Origin of the sequence: Chryseobacterium cheonjiense, from assembly GCF_012927265.1 — a bacterium.
GTDB classification, from domain to species: Bacteria; Bacteroidota; Bacteroidia; order Flavobacteriales; family Weeksellaceae; genus Chryseobacterium; species Chryseobacterium cheonjiense.
Window position 1 is genome coordinate 132,307 of sequence record NZ_JABBGF010000004.1, and the last position, 17,413, is coordinate 149,719.

Sequence of the window (17,413 nt, forward strand, 5' to 3'; positions counted from 1 at the left end):
GTCTTTTTCTCCATCGTTAGTCATACTATTCCGGTAAAACAGAATATAACCGAAGCATAAAATTTTTGTTAAAATATGTACATAAACTAGTCAAATAAATTCTTCTGTTTTTCGTTTAAATTATATAGGAACTTTAACTAAAGGACTTTAATTAATACTACGCCATGCAAGCCGTTTATCTGTACATACGAGTCAGTACTGATGAACAGGCTGTAAAAGGATATTCCCAACGCAGCCAGTTGGATCGACTTGTGCATTATTGTAAAGATCACAATCTCATTATTGCCAAAACTATTTTCGAAGACTATTCTGCAAAAACATTTAACCGACCGGAGTGGAACAAGTTGTTCGCTGAACTTAAGCTCACTAAGAACCAATCTTCACTTATTCTCTTTACTTATTGGGATCGATTCAGCCGCAATATTATGGACGCTTATAAGATGTTAGAAAGATTGCAGAATATGAAAGTCTCAATTCAGGCAATTGAACAGCAGATAGACTTCTCAATCCCGGAAAGTAAAATTATGTTGGCAATGTATTGGGCTACTTCTGAAGTAGAAAACGATAAAAGAAGCCGTAATGTACGTTTGGGAATGCAAAAAGCAAGACTGGAAGGAAGATGGATCAATAAGGCTCCTATAGGATATAGAAATAAAATCACATCTGATGGGAAAAAATATATAGCCCTCTACGAACCGGAAGCATATATTATCCGTGAGGCTTTTACAGCTATAGTGAGACAAAATAAATATTGTTTAACTGAAATATACAAGGATGCGGTATCAAATGGGCTTAGTTGTAGTAGAAGTGCTTTTTATCGGTTGGTAAGAAATCCTATTTATTGTGGTAAAATAAAAATTCCGGCATTCGAAGATAAATCTGAAAGAATTGTTGAGGGTACTCATGAGCGTCTTATACCTGTCGTTTTATTTGATCATGTTCAAAGAATAATAAAAGACGCAGATTTAAACCATCCTAAGAAACTAACTTCAAAAAGGATAGTCAATGAAAATTTAATTTTTAGAGGTGTCCTACAATGTCCTAATTGTGGAAATACGCTTACAGGAAGTGGCTCGCAGGGACATACTAAAAAATATTATTATTACCATTGTATGGGACGTTGTTCATACCGGGTAAGAGCTGACGTTATCAATTTGAGTTTTCTTTCATTCCTTAAGAATAATAGAGTGGTAGAACCATTTTTAGAACTTACCAATAGTATCTCAAAGGAAATTTACGGTGAAGAACATCATGATTATATTCAGAAAAAAGAGGAGATAAAGAAAGAAATGGAAAAATTGATTGATAGGGGATTCAATGCACAAAAGCTATTTTCAAATGGGAATATTGACTATGATGATTATATACTAATAAGAAGTCGTTGTCAGGAATCTTTAAAAGATAATACTGATAAATTGAGACAGCAGGCTTTAAAAATAGTGGCTGAAAAACATACAGAAAAGGGAACTGATTACATAATTAACCACTTAGGGGAGTTTTATGGAAATTCAGATACTATAACCAAACAGAGAATTATCAGGTTGTTTTTTCCGGATAAAGTAAAAGTAATAGAAGGGAATATTGAAAAAATGCTATCAGAAAGTGTTCAGACTATATTTGGATTAACTGCTTCAGCTTCGAAAATAAAAGAAATCCACGGTCAGCAGACAGAGCAAGCAATAGTTGAATTTTTTAAAGAATTATATTTTTTAGGGTATGAACAAAACTTAAAAAATATCTAAAAATTGATTGATTAGTTTTTGATTTTTCAGAGTAAAGCTGATATTTTAAATTATATTTATATAAAATGCTGGAAAACAGGTTTTTGTGGAACTTTTGAAGTGTTCGGAATCCTGTACAGATAACTTTGTGGGCTTGACTTTTCGAACCTTTTGTACCACAGAAACAAAATTATTTTAATATATAGTTGATTTTCAGTTATTTAATATTTTTGAAAAGGTTCGAATCCTGTCAGGTTCGTAGCAACGATATGGAGCTTTAATCGAAAAATCGTCTAAAAAAGATAAAATATTTGTTTTTTAAGAAAAAAATTTTGCTTTAAAAAATAAGGTAAAAGGGTGGAAAGTAATATAAATAGACTGAATAACAAGGATTTATAAATAAAATGACACCATTTGGCCTAAATTGTCCTAATGGTGTCATTAAGTGAGCGCGAAAGGATTCGAACCTTTGACCGTCTGCTTAGAAGGCAGATGCTCTATCCAGCTGAGCTACGCACCCATTATAAAGTTGATTCTCGCTTAGTAAATAAGCTTGTAAAAGTCGGGGCGGCAGGATTCGAACCTGCGACCTCCTGGTCCCAAACCAGGCGCGATGACCGGACTACGCTACGCCCCGAAAAAGATATATAGAAAAGCGGAGGGTAAGGGATTCGAACCCTTGCGACACTTTCGCGTCGACAGTTTAGCAAACTGCTCCGTTAACCACTCCGGCAACCCTCCTGTTTGTCTTTGTTTTTTAATGATCGTTGTTCCTTTATTGCGAGTGCAAATATAGAATAGATTTCTTTATTTACCAAATATTTTTCAAGAAAAATTTGCGTATTTTTGAGCTGATAAACTGCCATAAAAAATAAACAAATGCGTAAAACATTATATATCATCGGATTAAGTACAGTCGTTTTTTCCTGTACTTCACAGCAAAATGCCAAAAAAAGGCAGTACATCCCAAGAACCCCGTCAGTACAGCCTAAAACTACCGCTAATACCACAGCCGAAAAGCCAAAACCAAAGGTTTCTACGGAACATGGAGTCGACTTTTTTACAACCAATATTGCTAATGCGGCAAACAATGATAATACCGCAAGTTATGGGTCTATTGTTTCTGCAAAACCTGCGGGTTATAAAGTTGTAAAAGATTATTTTCCGGCTGTTGCACAAAATTTCAGACAGAGGTACCTTATCCTGCATTATACGGCTTTACCTGATGATAAATCCATTACGGTTCTTACCCAGCAGGCTGTAAGTGCACATTACCTTGTAAACAATACAGGAGATAACGAAATTTACCAGCTGGTTGATGAAAATAAGCGTGCTTATCATGCCGGTGTAAGCGCATGGAGAGCAGATAAAAACCTTAATGACACTTCAATTGGAATTGAAATTGTAAATACCGGTTATACAACCGATGCCTCCGGCAAAAGAATATTTGCTCCTTTTGACGAAGCGCAGATCAAAAAAGTAGCGGCCCTGGTAAAAGATATTGCAAACCGGTATCAGATTCCGGCCACCAATATTCTTGCGCACTCAGATATTGCTCCTACAAGAAAACAGGATCCGGGTCCTACATTTCCTTGGAAAAGACTCTATGATGAATATCAGATCGGGATGTGGTATGATGAAACTGCAAAACAAAGTTTCTACGACCTTGCCGTATCTACAGATTTTCAAACGAAATATAACGATTCAACGTTTATTTTCAACGTTCAGACGCAATTACAGAAATTCGGCTACGGACTGGATCTTAGCGGAAAATGGGATGATGCTACCAAGAAAACCATAGAAGCTTTTCAGTATCACTTCAGACCGCAGAATTATGACGGGATCATGGATCCCGAAACTTTTGCAATATTACAGGCTTTGATACTTAAATATCCGGTAAAATAAATATAATAATGTATTTTTATCAGTGTATATTATTTAAATTTTTAAAGATTTCAACTGCTTCTTTATTGTTAAATTAATACATTGCTAAACGGTTACATTAATCTATACATTATGGAAAATTTCAGAAAAGAAAGTGATTTATTGGGCGAATTAAATGTTCCGATAAATGCTTATTATGGAGTACAGACGCAGAGAGCGATTAATAATTTTAAAATTTCAGGGCAGCTGTTATCCTCCTATCCTCAGTTTATCCGAGGGTTAGCATACGTGAAAAAAGCGGCAGCAAAAACAAACTACGAACTTGGACTTCTTGATGAGACAATGTATTTCAATATTGCTGAAGTTTGTGATGAAATCATCAACGGTGAGCTTCACGAGCAGTTTCCTGTAGATATGATCCAGGGAGGAGCCGGCACATCCATCAATATGAACGCCAATGAAGTGATAGCCAACAGGGTTTTAGAAAAATTAGGTAAAAATAAAGGGGAATATCAGTTCTGTTCACCAAATGACCATGTCAATCTTTCACAATCTACCAATGATGCTTATCCTACAGCCATCAAAATGGGATTGCTGCAGATGAATGCAATTCTGGTGGAAAAGCTTGAAAAAATTGTTGAGGCATTCAGGGAAAAAGGAAAAGAATTCCATGATGTGATCAAGATGGGCCGTACACAGCTTCAGGATGCTGTTCCAATGACGTTAGGGCAGGAGTTTGAAGCATTCGCCGCAACTTTGGAGGAAGATATTTCTAAATTAAATAATAACGCCAATCTCTTCGTAGAAGTGAATATGGGAGCCACCGCCATCGGAACGGGATTAAATGCGCCGATTGGGTATGCTGTTTTATGTGCAAAAAATCTTGCACAGATTTCAGGATTTCCGGTAGTTTCAGCACCCGATTTGGTAGAAGCAACACCGGATACAGGATCTTATGTTATTTATTCTTCTGCAATGAAACGGCTCGCAGTAAAACTGTCAAAAATATGCAATGATTTGAGACTGCTTTCTTCGGGACCGAGAGCTGGCCTTTTCGAGATTAATCTTCCTCCGATGCAGCCGGGATCTTCCATTATGCCGGGTAAAGTAAATCCTGTGATTCCGGAAGTAGTCAACCAGGTTTGTTTTAAAGTTTTCGGAAACGATCTTACCGTTACTTTTGCTGCAGAGGCAGGGCAGTTGCAGCTCAATGTGATGGAGCCTGTACTTTCACATGCCATCATGGAAAATATTCATTTTCTTTGCAATGCAATCGACACCCTGCGTGAAAAATGTGTGGTAGGAATCACCGCAAACCGTGAAGTATGCTTAAATATGGTAAAACACAGCATCGGAATCGTAACCGCACTGAACCCATATATTGGCTACAAATATTCTACAGAAATTGCAAAAGAAGCTCTTGAAACCGGGAAAAGTGTTTATAATCTGGTATTGGAAAAAGGCATTCTTTCCCAGGAAAAACTGGATGAAATTCTTGATCCCAGAAACATGCTGAAACCGCATAACAAATAAAATAAACGATAAGTGATAAATAATAACTGACAGGTAAAACGGCAACATTGTTTATCACTTATCAATCATCATTTATAAATTTAAAGTGAGGTTTTTAATCATAATTCCTGCGCATAACGAAGAGAGTAATCTTCCTTTTACACTGGATTCTTTACAGCGGCAAAGCTTTAAGGATTTTAAAATAGTAATTGTAAACGACGGTTCTGCGGATAATACTTCAGAAGTAATTAGAAAATATACCGATCAGGATTCCCGGTTTGAAACCGTAAATCTGCAGAAATCTTTACACCAGCCAGGTTCAAAGGTTGTTAATGCTTTTAAAAAAGGACTGGAAACACAGGATGTAAATATGTTTGACGTCATTTGTAAATTTGATTCTGATGTCATATTTCCTGAAAATTATCTGGAAAAAATAGATAAAGCATTTCGTAGCAACCCAGAGTACGGATTGGTTGGTGGACTTTTATATGTCGAGAAAAACGGAGATTGGGTGTACGAAGGAAACTCTAATAAACATCATGTACGGGGTCCGGTAAAGGCATATCGGAAAGAGAGCTTTATACAAATGAACGGGATCAGGGAAACCTTAGGGTGGGACAATATTGATGCGATCCTTCTTCAGAACCTAGGCTGGAAAGAAGTTGTCTTACCAGAACTGCATGTGCATTTAATCAAAGTAAAAGGAACAGATTACACCATAAAACCTGCCGAATATTACGGTAAATATTTCTATTTTCTGGGGTTAAACAGGTTTTTAGCTTATATAGCTTCTTTTAAGGAGGCGGCAAAAAGCAAGTCCGTTTCTTTCTTTTTTAAGATTATCGGCTCCTATGAAAATTACCGCAGGAAAAAATTGGAATTAAAAATTTCTGAACAGGAAAGAAAAGTCATCAACCGCCAACGCTGGGAAATGCTTAAGCAAAAATGGCTCAAAATGTAATTCAGCATAAGCTTATCGCTTAAAATACAAATGTTATTTAAAAAACATCACTTGAAAAGAATAGCCTACATAGAAATTGATACCCACGCAGAAATTGCCCAGTCTTTCATGGAGATCATGAAGGGATCAGAGGCTTTTTCGGTAGACTATTATTTTTCAAAAAAAATTAAAGATCAGATTACTGATAATGCGCAATCCGTCTATCTTTCCGACAGTTCGATGATTTCCGATCAGCTGAAATCGAGGAAATATGACCTGGTTATAATAGGAACTGTTCACCGGTATTTTAATACATTTTCTGCTATTGCTGAAAAATATAATACAGCGGTTATTGTTCACAATATTAACTTTATCAGTGCTTCAAATTTCAGTCTGTTAAAAAATATATTCAAAAAAGACAGCATTTACCGGTTAAAACTTTTATGGAAAGAAGGATTGCTGTATTCATCAAAAATTTACGGGAAAGCAAAAGGCCTTTTGGTTCTTGATGGGGCGCTAAGCTCGGAACGCTTCAGATTTTTACCACTCTTCTATACAAAACAGTCAGTAAAAACCGATACGGATATCCTGACAATCGTTATTCCCGGCGGAGTAAGCCAGAAGAGGAGAGATTATAAAAAGGTATTTTCCGAGATCAAAAAAATTGAACAGCTGTATACTGATTCAGACATTCAGAAAAAGCAGATAGAATTTGTGTTTCTGGGTAAGGCTGATCATGCCGAATTAAATAAACTTACAGATTTGGAACGATCTTTACAATATGTTAATATTACGTATTTTCCGGAGAGAGTTTCCCAGGCAGACTTTGAGCAGTGGATGCAGAAAGCAGACGTTTTATGGTGCCCGATTCAACAGGAAACAGAGTTTTTTAGCCAAAAAGAAATATATGGAAGGACAAAAATGACCGGAAATATTGGCGATGCCATAAAATTTGGAAAGCTGGCTGTGTTTCCGGAAAACTATCGGTCTTCACTGGATTTCATTATTCCTGAGCAGTCCGATCTTATTCGACAGTTTGAAGAACTCAGAGGCCTTCATTTCGATTTTCAGAAAGATTACAGTAAGCAGACAGTAAGGCAAAACCTTGAAAATCTTTTAGACAGCTTGAGCTCTATTTAAATTTAAAGATACTTTTAATAAAATTTTTGTTCAAATAATCTTCAATCGGAAATACTTTCGTAAAATAATTACCGATAAAAATCAAAAGCAAAACCACTGCAGGTTTATAAATGAGATTGATGAAGTTATTGCTGAAATTCGGCAGCACAATTGCCACGGTAATGGCCAGTGTACAGATAATCGAAACAAAAATCATCTCAATCGTAAGCGGCGAAACTTTAAATACAAAATAATTAAAAACGATCTTCACTACATTATAAGTGGTCAGTGAAATGGCTGTAGAGAGCGCAATACCGATTAGTTTCAAATCCGTATTTTTCAAAAAATATAAATTTAAAGAAATAGTGAGCCCTGCAAGCAGAAGCATTACCAGAATATTGAATTTGTAGTACTTTGAAAGAGAAATAATATTCCCGTTGAAACCTGTTGCCAAATCAATTAAAACAGCCGAACCCCAGATCCAGACTACCGGCTCATATTCTCTCAGTAACATTCCGTTTTTAGGCATAAAATAAGTCAGGTAAGGAAAACCGACCATAATGCATGAGAACAAAACTGCTCCTAAAAAATACAGGGTAAGCGAGGTTTTCTTATGGAATTTATCCAGTCCTTCCATATCGCCGTCTAAAAGATGCTTACTGATAATCGGAGCTGAAATATTAAACAATCCCAGCTGCGGAATCGAAATCAGGGAAATCAAAGCATATAAAGTTGAATAAATCCCGTTTTCCTCCATTCCCATATATTCGCCGATCATAAAGCTGTTGATGGCAAGATAATTCCCGAAAGTGCCTAGGAAACCGAAAAAACTGTAATTCATAAATTCTTTCCAGAAGCCGTCTTTCTTAAAATAATCGGTGCTGAAATCAAGATTGATTTTATCCAGTTTATTTGTGTAATAAATATATCCAAAGAGCATCAGTGCAAAGATCCCGAAGAAAAAAGCCAGTGCCGTTTTCTGCGAAAGTGCAAAATAAAAAAAAAGGCAGAATGCGCCAAGGTTGGCTATTTTAGGAAAAAGATTGTCAAAAATATTGGAGACAACGATCCGTTTATAATTGGAAGTATATTTATTGAATATAGCGCACAATGACAACACCAGTATCAGCGGCAGAATAATTCCTTTGATGTTCCATGCCTGGGTCTGTAAAAACTGGGGATAAAAGTAGGGGAGTATTAAAAATACGCCGCAGAAGATCAGGAAATTAATACAGATCGTAAGCAATGACAGGGAAAGCATATTCTGGTTTTTGCCGTCTTTCTGTACATTGTGGAAAAATTTCACGTTTGCATAGGAGATCCCGAAAACAACAAAAGGAACCAGCATTTCTGCGGTCTGCATGCTGTATCTCAGTTTGCCATAAAATTCAAAATCGTTCGGGAAGATAAAAATTGCGGAAACGGTACCCAGCAGAAAACCTACATAGCCAATGATAGAATACTTAAACCCTTGTCTTGCAACTACACTCATTTTTGTGGGCTTTTGGGGATGAAGATAATATTATTGATGTATTCTTTTTTATTTTTTTCGTCACTTATATTCTTCAGCAAAATTTCTTCTGTTAATTTTTCGAGCTCAAAAGTAGTCCGGTTTAAATAATTGGCATCATATCCCCAGGATTCTACTTCGGAAATTTCATGCCAGATCGGGGTATTATGATGTCTCTGTTCCATTTCTACCATGAGAACGGGCAAGAATTTGCAGATTACTTCGCGGGCACCGGAAAGTGTTTTGATCTCGTTGCCTTCAACATCTATTTTGATAAAATCCAGTCTGTGGAAATTTTCAATAGCAGCCCAGTCATCAAGCCGTATTACTTTCACCTTTTCGGTATAGCTCCTTTCTTCGCCTCTTTCTTTGTAAGAAGTATTCAGTGTTCCTCGCGAAGCAATCGTTCTTCCATTGATCACCGGAACCTTAAACTCAGCTGTGGTATTTTCATCCGAGAGAGCCAGAGGGAAGACCCGCATCGCCGGAAAAAGTCTTTTAAGCCGTCTGTATAATTTTTTGTTAGGTTCAAAAGCATAGATTTGTTCATGATCCAGCTTGTTTTCAAGTTGGTACAAAAATGTTCCTACATTGGCCCCGATATCCAAAATCACAGATTTTTTATTCAGGAATTCCTTAATCCATACCAATTCCGGTTCTACATTTCTTGCAGAGAAATTGTCTTTACTAAGATTATTTAAACTCTTAAAAAATCTTTTTTTGTAAAAACCGGGACTTATATATTGCAGATTTTCAGCGATTCTTTGGTATAGAGACATTCTTTTGCTTTTGACAAGAGCAAATATACATAAAAATGTTAAATTAATGTTAAAACAGCTAAATTATAAGTGTCTGGCTATCAACGAATATAATTTCAAACTATAAAAAAGGTGCATTCAGAAAATCATTCAGAGGCTTCATCGCTTTAAAGATTTTCGCAAGGTTTTTTGAAGCATTTTTATCCGAAATTTCCTTATCCGAAAGATTATGTACTACAATAAAGCTTTTCAGTTTCAGATACTCAGCCATGGGATCTTCTTTTTCAAATCCCTGCGGAACTTTTTTAAGTTGATCATCCTGGTCCAGCTCCGGAAAATACTTTTTGAACTCCTTATCATTTAAAATATTTAAAAATTCCTGTCCATACAGTGAAATTTCTTTTCTCAGGGTTTTCAGAACAGAAGATTCCGGCATGTATATTCCTCCGGCAATAAAAGATTTTCCCGGCTCCAGATGTAGGTAATATCCGCCTTTCTGACTGCCTTTTCCCATTCCGAGAGAAGCGCCGATGTTGGTTTTATAAGGGGTTTTGTCTTTGGAAAAACGAGTATCCCTGTAAATTCTGAATAAGGATTTTTTAGCGTCAATTTTTCCCAGTTCAGAATCAAATTCAGACATCTCTGCAATCAGGTCTTCAAGAAATGCTACAATATTTTCCTGAGATTCGGTGTAAAGAATTTTATTCTCCGTAAACCATTCACGGTTGTTATTTTCGGCAAGTTGTCTTAAAAAATCAAAAACTTTTGGTGAAACTGCTACAGGCATATTTTTTTATTTTCATTCAAAATTAATCAAATTCGGGCAATACCGGAAATACATTTTTATTGCCTATGAGAGAGTGCACAACATAAAAGGCATTAAATTAAAATTAAAAATATGGCGGTTTTTCTGCGGAAATTATAAAAGCATTATCACTTTTAAATATTAAATTATTGTTTCTGTAATAATAGTTAAAATGTAATTCAAATAATAATCGTATCTTTGCAAAAATTTTAAAATATTTAATGAATTTATTTACGGAAACCAATTTAAGTCCTGATATTCTTAAGGCTATTGGCGAACTGGGTTACGAAAGCCCGACAGAAATCCAAAAACAGACTATCCCTTTTATTCTTTCAGATATTCGCGACTTGATCGCACTTGCGCAGACAGGGACAGGCAAAACAGCAGCGTTTTCGCTTCCGATTTTGGATATGATTGACGATACGAGTCGCAAAATCCAACTTTTGGTGCTTTGTCCGACACGGGAATTATGTCTTCAGATTACGAAAGACATTAAAAACTACTCCAAATACATGAAAGACATCAAAACGACAGCCGTTTATGGTGGAAGCAGTATTATGGATCAGATCAGATCGCTCAAGGATAAACCGCAAATCATTGTGGGAACTCCCGGAAGAGTAATCGACCTTATCAACAGAAAAGCATTAGACTTCTCCGCGATCCACTGGCTGGTTCTGGATGAAGCCGACGAAATGCTTTCTATGGGTTTCAAAGATGAGCTGGAAACAATACTCAGCGAAACTCCTGAAACCAAGCAGACTTTCCTTTTCTCTGCAACAATGAGCAAAGAAGTGGAAAGAATCTCTAAAAATTATCTTACTAAGCCGCACAGAATTTCTGTTGGTTCTATTAACGAAGTTAAGAAGAATATCAAACATGAATATTATGTGATCGGATATCGCCAGAAAAAAGAAGCTTTAAAGCGTCTTATTGATTCCAACCCGAATCAGTATTCCATTATTTTCTGCAGAACGAGAATGGAAACCCAGGAGGTTGCAGATTTCTTAATGCAGAACGGGTACGCAGCAGATGCGCTTCACGGAGATCTTTCTCAGGCGCAGAGAGATACGGTAATGAAGAAATTCAGACTGAAAAATATCGATATTCTGGTGGCAACTGATGTTGCGGCGAGAGGATTGGATGTTAACTCCCTGACTCACGTTATTCACTACTCTTTACCTGATGATCCGGAAGTATTCGTTCACCGAAGCGGAAGAACCGGAAGAGCAGGAAAAGACGGTATTTCTATTGCCCTGATCAAACCTGAAGAAAGCAGAAAGCTGAAGCAGATCAAATCGGTGACGAAAATTGAAATGCATGAAGGCAAAATTCCTACCGGAGAAGATATTATCAAAGCTCAGGTTGGAGGTGTTTTCGAAAGTCTTTTCGAAATTCACGAAGATTTTTTTGAATTTGATGACTCCCTGATTCCTGATTTATCAGCTTTTACAAAAGAGGAGCTTGCTCATAAATTGCTTCAGTTCCAGCTGAAAGATCTTGCCCTTTATTACAAAGACAGACATGATCTTATGGACCAAAAGCTGAGCAGCAGAGATGATGACGGTGGTTCCAGAAGAGACAGAAGAGACCGCGACAGAGACAGAGGTAGAGATCGTGACCGTGATCGTGGCGACAGAGATCGTGGTGGGAAACCAAGAAGAAAGAACGAAGATATGGTAAGATTCTTCTTTAATCTCGGTAAAAAGGATCAGCTGAAAAAGCTTGACGTATTGGATATCATTAATAAAGCAACGTCCGGCAAAAGCAAGAAAAGAGCAGAAATCGGTGATATCGAGATTCTTGAAAAATTCTCATTCTTCGAAGTTGAAAAATCATTCAAGGACAATGTTTTGAGCAACATCGGATCCATGAAGTTCAAAGGAAAGGAAATGAGAGCGGAAGTAGCAAACTAAGCTCCCGAAAAATATACTGAAAACCGGCCATACAGCCGGTTTTTTTATTTGATAGTCAGATCATCACGCAATGTTAACAAAACTTAATGTTGTACTCTTTCAGGTAAGGGTGTTTTTTAAGAAATTTGCACTCGAATTATAAATACTTAAAAATGGGAATTGGTAATATTTTCCACGCTTTTCAACCAAAAGATAAAATCTTCTTCGTACTGTTCGAAAAAGTAACCGAGAACCTTGTCGCAATGTCTGAGGAATTCAATACAGGAATCAAGGATTTCGATCTTAATGACGATTCTATGCTGAAAAAAATGAGTGACTTCGAACATAAAAATGACGAGCTTACTCACGAGATCTTCGTAGAACTGGGAAAAAATTTCATTACACCTTTCGACAGAGAAGATATTCATACCCTGGCAACAGGTCTGGATGATATTGCGGATTACATTTATGCTTCCACAAAATATATTTTCCTGTATAAATCTCCTGAAATGAAGGCATATTCAGATTTCTCATTATTAATCCACAAAGCTTGTCTTGAGATCCAGAATGCCATGAAGAACCTGAAAGGATTCAAAAATATGGAACAGGTAAAAGAAGCTTGTATTAAAGTGAACTCTATTGAAAATATAGCAGACGACCTTCTTTCCAATTCAATGGTGGAATTATTCGAAACGAATGATGCCATCAATATCATCAAAGTTTCATCTGTACTTAATTATCTTGAAGTCGTAACCGACAAAGCAGAAGATGTTGCCAATACAATTGAGAACATCATGATTAAATACGCTTAATTAATAATTATAATTAAACAATGGAATTTCCGATTTTACTTATAGTTATTATTGCCTTGGCTCTGATTTTCGATTACATCAATGGTTTTCATGATGCGGCCAACTCAATTGCGACTATTGTTTCTACAAAAGTTTTAACACCTTTCCAGGCTGTACTTTGGGCAGCACTATGGAATTTTGCAGCGTTCTTTATCGCTGCCTATATTATTGGCGAATTTAAGATCGGTAATACGATTGCCAAAACCGTCAATGAAAATTTTATCACCCTTGAAGTAATATTTTCCGGGCTTGTAGCCGCTATCGCATGGAATCTGCTTACATGGTGGTTTGGTATTCCTTCCTCTTCTTCGCATACGCTTATCGGAGGGTTTTTGGGAGCAGCCTTAATGCATGCTTTCATGATGGATTATCATAATGTTGTCGCAGCTCATCCGGAATTAGGAATGTGGGATACCATCAAAGAAGCGGCAAGCCAGGTAACGCAGCAAAGTGTCGTGAAATTCGATAAGGTAATTCCTATTTTCTTATTTATTTTCATGGCTCCGATTATCGGGATGATTATTTCAATCATTATTACATTGATTATTGTTCATCTTTATAAAAAATCAAATCCACATAAGGCAGATCAGTCCTTCAAAAGATTGCAGCTGGCTTCTTCAGCACTCTTCAGCTTAGGACACGGTCTGAATGATGCCCAGAAAGTAATGGGAATCATCGGTGCTGCATTGATCTACTACCATGTGCAGATGCTGCAGGATCCGGTTTACCTTGCTATACCTGCCGCAGGGCGTTTCGATTACTTTGCAGAGCACTATATCTGGGTTCCTTTAGTTTCATTTATTGCTATCGCTTTAGGTACAATGAGTGGAGGATGGAAAATCATCAAAACAATGGGAACTAAAATCACAAAGGTAACTTCGCTGGAAGGGGTAAGTGCAGAAACTGCAGGGGCAATTACTTTATTCATCACCGATCACTTCGGAATCCCTGTTTCTACAACACACACCATTACAGGATCCATTATCGGGGTTGGTCTTACCAAAAGAATATCTGCTGTACGATGGGGAATTACCGTCAGCTTACTATGGGCCTGGGTTCTTACCATTCCTATTTCGGCAATAGTTGCAGGAATTACCTATCTCGTGGTAACATTTTTATCTTAAAAAATAACTTTATAGTATAATAAAAAACTTTGCTCATCCGGGCAAAGTTTTTTTTGTTTTAACCTCTGATCACGGTGTATAAATTAATTTGATACATTTAAAAAAGATTTATTGTTTATTTGAAGCTTTTTCCTGCTTTCCGCACTCGCTATTTTTTGATTTCGGCGGCGCGGCGGAGCCACGCCGCCGAAATCAAAAAATGAGCTCAAACAAAGCTTCAATCAGGGCTAAGATACAGTCTGAATTTTCAGATACTTAGGCTTATTGTAAAGTGTGCATATTAGAGATCTTATGCATGAAGCAGTTGAGATGCTTCCAGCATGACAACTTAGCTCGACAGTTCAATCAAAATTAAATAATACGTTAAGAATATTTATCACTTTTAAATAAAGAAATAAAATTTCCTTCGGGATTAAACGGTGAGGATTTTTACTTTAAAAAGCCCCGAAAAAATTGTATTTTTGTTCAAACTATTAGAATTTATGGAATTTTTAGACAGATACCAGCAGATTGTTGCGGATGCTATTGCCAAATATACCTTTAAAGACAAGCCGGAAGAGTTGTATGAGCCGATGAATTATATCATTTCACACGGCGGAAAAAGACTTCGCCCGATCATGGTGCTTATGGCTTGCGATCTGTTTGGCGGTAATCTTAACGAAGCAATCAAGCCTGCACTGGCAATTGAGTTTTTCCATAATTTCACACTGATTCATGACGATATCATGGATGAGGCTCCACTGAGAAGAAATAAGCCCACCATTCATACCTTACACGGAATTAACGTCGGTATTCTTTCGGGAGACGGATTAATGCTGAAAGCATATAAGTTTTTTGAAGATCTTGAGCCTGAAATTTTTAAGGCATGTATCAGAATTTTTACGCACACAGGACTGCTTTTATGTGAAGGACAGCAATACGATATTAATTTTGAAACCCAGGAAAATGTAACGTTTGATGATTATATCAGAATGATTACCTATAAAACCGGAGTGTTAAGTGCTTCTTCATTCGAAATCGGGGCGTTGATCGCCAAAGCCAACTTTAAAGATGCCAAAGCCATATTCAATTTTGGAAAACACATCGGTATTGCCTTCCAGATAATGGATGACTACCTTGATGTATTCGGAGATCAGGCTCAGTTTGGTAAAAAACATGCCGGAGATATTTATGAAAATAAAAAGACCGTTCTTTATCTGATGGCAAGAGAACACGCCACGGAAGAAGAGAGAAAAGAGCTGGATTACTGGTATTCTAAAAAAACCGACAATATCGATAAAGTATACGGCGTAGAGAAAATCTTCAGAAGAACGAAAGTAGATGAGAAAGCATTACGACTGATAGAAAAGCACAATGAAATCGGACAGAGCTATCTTCAGAAAATTGATATTCCGGAAGAGAAGAAAAAGCCGTTTGCAGAGCTGGCTAATTATTTATTGAGAAGAGAAAGTTAATCTCAAGTCTTTCAAATTTAGTTAATGAAATTCAGGACAGAAGTTGAAATTAAAGAATCGGAGAAGAAAATAGAGCTTGAAGATAAAATATTTTCAATCGGATCTTGTTTTGCTTCTGAAATGTCAGATCTTTTCCGTCAGGGACAGCTGCAAACGCTAAACAATCCGTTTGGGACCGTTTTTAACCCTTTTTCCATTGGTAATGCTGTAAAAAGGCTCCATGATGCGGAATTTTATAATGAAGAAGAATTAATCACCTTTAACGACGAATTCATTTCACTCGATCACCATACCAGTTTTGATACGAGGTATATTCACCAGACGTTAGCAAAGATTAATGCTAAAATAGAGGAAGGAAATTCTTTTCTTCAGGGAACCGACTGGGTTATTATCACGTATGGAACCTCTTTTATATATGAATTTCTTCCCAAACAGAAACTGGTTGCCAACTGTCATAAAATTCCGCAGAAATTCTTTGAAAAAAGAATGCTGACCCATCAGGAAATTACGAATTCTATTTACAATACCATACTGAACCTGAATGACATCTGTAAAGATAACGTGCAGATACTTTTTACTGTTTCTCCTGTTCGGCATACGAAAGACGGAATGACAGAAAACCAGTTGAGCAAGTCTAAGCTGATCACGGCTGTTCATGAAGCCATACATCAGTTTGAAAACTGTCATTATCTTCCCGTCTACGAAATTCTGATGGACGATTTAAGGGATTACCGTTTTTACAAAGAAGACATGATACACCCAAATACTCAGGCAGTGAATTATGTATTTGAGAAATTCGGGAATGCTTATTTTGCTGATGAAACCAAAGACTTTATCAAAGAGAATTTCAAGATCAACAAAGCTCTGGAACATAGAACTGATGATGAGAAAGACCCGAAATATATAGAATTTAAAGAAAAATTAAATCAAAAAATTGAAGTACAGCAGCAAAAAGTAAAGCATAAAATATTTTAAAAACTAATGGCAATAATTAAAAACACAGAAGGATTATCAACAGATGAAATTAACGATGAACTAAGGAAAGGTGGAAGATTTGTGGTTTTTTCCTACACGATTTCGATCATCATTCTTACATTCAGAAGAGGAAGTGACATTTATTTTGTAAAATCGGATGAATCAACATTCAAATATAGCTGGAAGTATTCATTGTTGACGTTTTTTCTTGGATGGTGGGGTTTTCCTTTCGGTCCGATTTTCAGCATTGTATCATTTTATAAAAATTTTACAGGAGGTAAAGATATAACACAGGAGGTTCTCAATCATGTAAATGCACAGGCTTAATGAAATTGTATAATGGTCGACTTTACAACAATTGAATATCTGAAATCAGGAAATGAAAGGCAAAGAAGGGCCTACGAAGTTCTTTCAAAACATCATCTTTTTGAAAAGCTAAAAGAATATTCTCCTGTTCTGGCCGGAACAATCCCGATAGAAATTGATATTGAAGGCAGTGATCTGGATATCATTTGCGAGGTTGATCTCAGGTTTGAAGAAGATTTTTTAGAAGATTTAATGTTTAGCAAATTTATTCCTCACGATGCGGAAGTTAAAATAGAACATCCGGTTTTGGATGGTGAAAAATGCATAACGATAAATTTCAAGCTGGAGGAATTTCCTGTCGAAATTTTCGGGCAGAATAGACCCGTAAAAGAGCAGAATGCCTACCGCCACATGATCGCTGAATACAAAGTATTACAGGAAAAAGGAGAAAATTTTAAACAAAAAATAATAGAACTTAAAAAACAGGGAATTAAAACCGAGCCAGCCTTCGGGATGCTTTTGGGGCTTGAAAACCCTTATCAAGACCTGTTAAAATTATAAA

At 36.6% G+C, this 17,413-nt stretch carries 15 protein-coding genes and 3 tRNA genes; 12 read left to right on the top strand and 6 right to left on the bottom strand.

What is annotated here, in order from left to right; translation table 11 throughout:
• Positions 1 to 164: 164 nt before the first annotated feature.
• Entirely contained in the window at positions 165 to 1,742 is a 1,578-nt protein-coding gene (locus tag HHL20_RS18305; RefSeq protein ID WP_169232597.1) for a recombinase family protein, read from the top strand.
• A 425-nt stretch (positions 1,743 to 2,167) separates the two neighbouring features.
• On the opposite strand, the gene HHL20_RS18310 is transcribed toward HHL20_RS18305, so the two are convergent.
• The 3 genes from HHL20_RS18310 to HHL20_RS18320 form a co-directional block, all read right to left on the bottom strand.
• Positions 2,168 to 2,241: transfer RNA gene (locus HHL20_RS18310), tRNA-Arg, on the bottom strand.
• Between the two features lie 42 nt (positions 2,242 to 2,283).
• Positions 2,284 to 2,358 (bottom strand) — tRNA-Pro (locus tag HHL20_RS18315).
• A 19-nt stretch (positions 2,359 to 2,377) separates the two neighbouring features.
• Positions 2,378 to 2,462: transfer RNA gene (locus HHL20_RS18320), tRNA-Ser, on the bottom strand.
• Positions 2,463 to 2,600: 138 nt separating this feature from the next.
• Between HHL20_RS18320 and HHL20_RS18325 the strand changes: the two genes are divergently transcribed.
• From HHL20_RS18325 to HHL20_RS18340, 4 genes are all read left to right on the top strand, one after another.
• Complete coding sequence (locus tag HHL20_RS18325) at positions 2,601 to 3,626, top strand: N-acetylmuramoyl-L-alanine amidase (RefSeq protein WP_169232598.1); 1,026 nt, start codon at positions 2,601 to 2,603, stop codon at positions 3,624 to 3,626.
• A 111-nt stretch (positions 3,627 to 3,737) separates the two neighbouring features.
• The gene (gene aspA / locus HHL20_RS18330) at positions 3,738 to 5,138 is read left to right on the top strand and encodes an aspartate ammonia-lyase (RefSeq protein ID WP_169232599.1); all 1,401 of its coding nucleotides are present in this window, start codon (positions 3,738 to 3,740) and stop codon (positions 5,136 to 5,138) included.
• Positions 5,139 to 5,223: 85 nt separating this feature from the next.
• Entirely contained in the window at positions 5,224 to 6,078 is an 855-nt protein-coding gene (locus tag HHL20_RS18335; protein WP_169232600.1) for a glycosyltransferase family 2 protein, read from the top strand.
• A 51-nt stretch (positions 6,079 to 6,129) separates the two neighbouring features.
• Complete coding sequence (locus tag HHL20_RS18340) at positions 6,130 to 7,197, top strand: hypothetical protein (protein ID WP_169232601.1); 1,068 nt, start codon at positions 6,130 to 6,132, stop codon at positions 7,195 to 7,197.
• On the opposite strand, the gene HHL20_RS18345 is transcribed toward HHL20_RS18340, so the two are convergent.
• The 3 genes from HHL20_RS18345 to HHL20_RS18355 form a co-directional block, all read right to left on the bottom strand.
• The gene (locus HHL20_RS18345) at positions 7,190 to 8,668 is read right to left on the bottom strand and encodes a lipopolysaccharide biosynthesis protein (RefSeq protein ID WP_169232602.1); all 1,479 of its coding nucleotides are present in this window, start codon (positions 8,666 to 8,668) and stop codon (positions 7,190 to 7,192) included. The two genes, HHL20_RS18340 and HHL20_RS18345, sit on opposite strands and share 8 nt — an antisense overlap.
• A complete protein-coding gene (locus HHL20_RS18350; protein ID WP_169232603.1) occupies positions 8,665 to 9,465 on the bottom strand; it encodes an FkbM family methyltransferase in 801 nt (266 codons plus the stop codon). Before HHL20_RS18350 ends, HHL20_RS18345 begins: the two co-directional genes overlap by 4 nt.
• Positions 9,466 to 9,565: 100 nt before the next feature.
• Complete coding sequence (locus HHL20_RS18355) at positions 9,566 to 10,231, bottom strand: DUF2461 domain-containing protein (protein ID WP_169232604.1); 666 nt, start codon at positions 10,229 to 10,231, stop codon at positions 9,566 to 9,568.
• 239 nt (positions 10,232 to 10,470) lie between these two features.
• Here HHL20_RS18355 and HHL20_RS18360 point away from each other — a divergent pair, with 239 nt between their 5' ends.
• The 7 genes from HHL20_RS18360 to HHL20_RS18390 all read left to right on the top strand — a co-directional run bounded on the left by HHL20_RS18360 (position 10,471) and on the right by HHL20_RS18390 (position 17,412).
• Positions 10,471 to 12,162, top strand: coding sequence for a DEAD/DEAH box helicase (locus HHL20_RS18360; RefSeq protein WP_169232605.1), 1,692 nt, complete (start codon positions 10,471 to 10,473; stop codon positions 12,160 to 12,162).
• Positions 12,163 to 12,314: 152 nt separating this feature from the next.
• Complete coding sequence (locus HHL20_RS18365) at positions 12,315 to 12,953, top strand: DUF47 domain-containing protein (protein ID WP_002981301.1); 639 nt, start codon at positions 12,315 to 12,317, stop codon at positions 12,951 to 12,953.
• A gap of 20 nt (positions 12,954 to 12,973) precedes the next feature.
• Positions 12,974 to 14,116 carry an inorganic phosphate transporter gene (locus HHL20_RS18370; RefSeq protein WP_169232606.1) on the top strand — a complete coding sequence of 381 codons (1,143 nt, stop codon included), beginning with the start codon at positions 12,974 to 12,976 and terminating at the stop codon, positions 14,114 to 14,116.
• Positions 14,117 to 14,598: 482 nt separating this feature from the next.
• Positions 14,599 to 15,570, top strand: a complete 972-nt coding sequence (locus HHL20_RS18375) for a polyprenyl synthetase family protein (protein ID WP_169232607.1) — start codon at positions 14,599 to 14,601, stop codon at positions 15,568 to 15,570.
• Positions 15,571 to 15,594: 24 nt separating this feature from the next.
• Positions 15,595 to 16,545 (top strand): GSCFA domain-containing protein, encoded by a 951-nt coding sequence (locus HHL20_RS18380; protein ID WP_169232608.1) that lies wholly within the window; start codon positions 15,595 to 15,597, stop codon positions 16,543 to 16,545.
• Between the two features lie 6 nt (positions 16,546 to 16,551).
• The gene (locus tag HHL20_RS18385; protein ID WP_169232609.1) at positions 16,552 to 16,872 is read left to right on the top strand and encodes a hypothetical protein; all 321 of its coding nucleotides are present in this window, start codon (positions 16,552 to 16,554) and stop codon (positions 16,870 to 16,872) included.
• 12 nt (positions 16,873 to 16,884) lie between these two features.
• Positions 16,885 to 17,412, top strand: a complete 528-nt coding sequence (locus HHL20_RS18390) for a DUF4269 domain-containing protein (RefSeq protein WP_169232610.1) — start codon at positions 16,885 to 16,887, stop codon at positions 17,410 to 17,412.
• Position 17,413 lies beyond the last annotated feature (1 nt).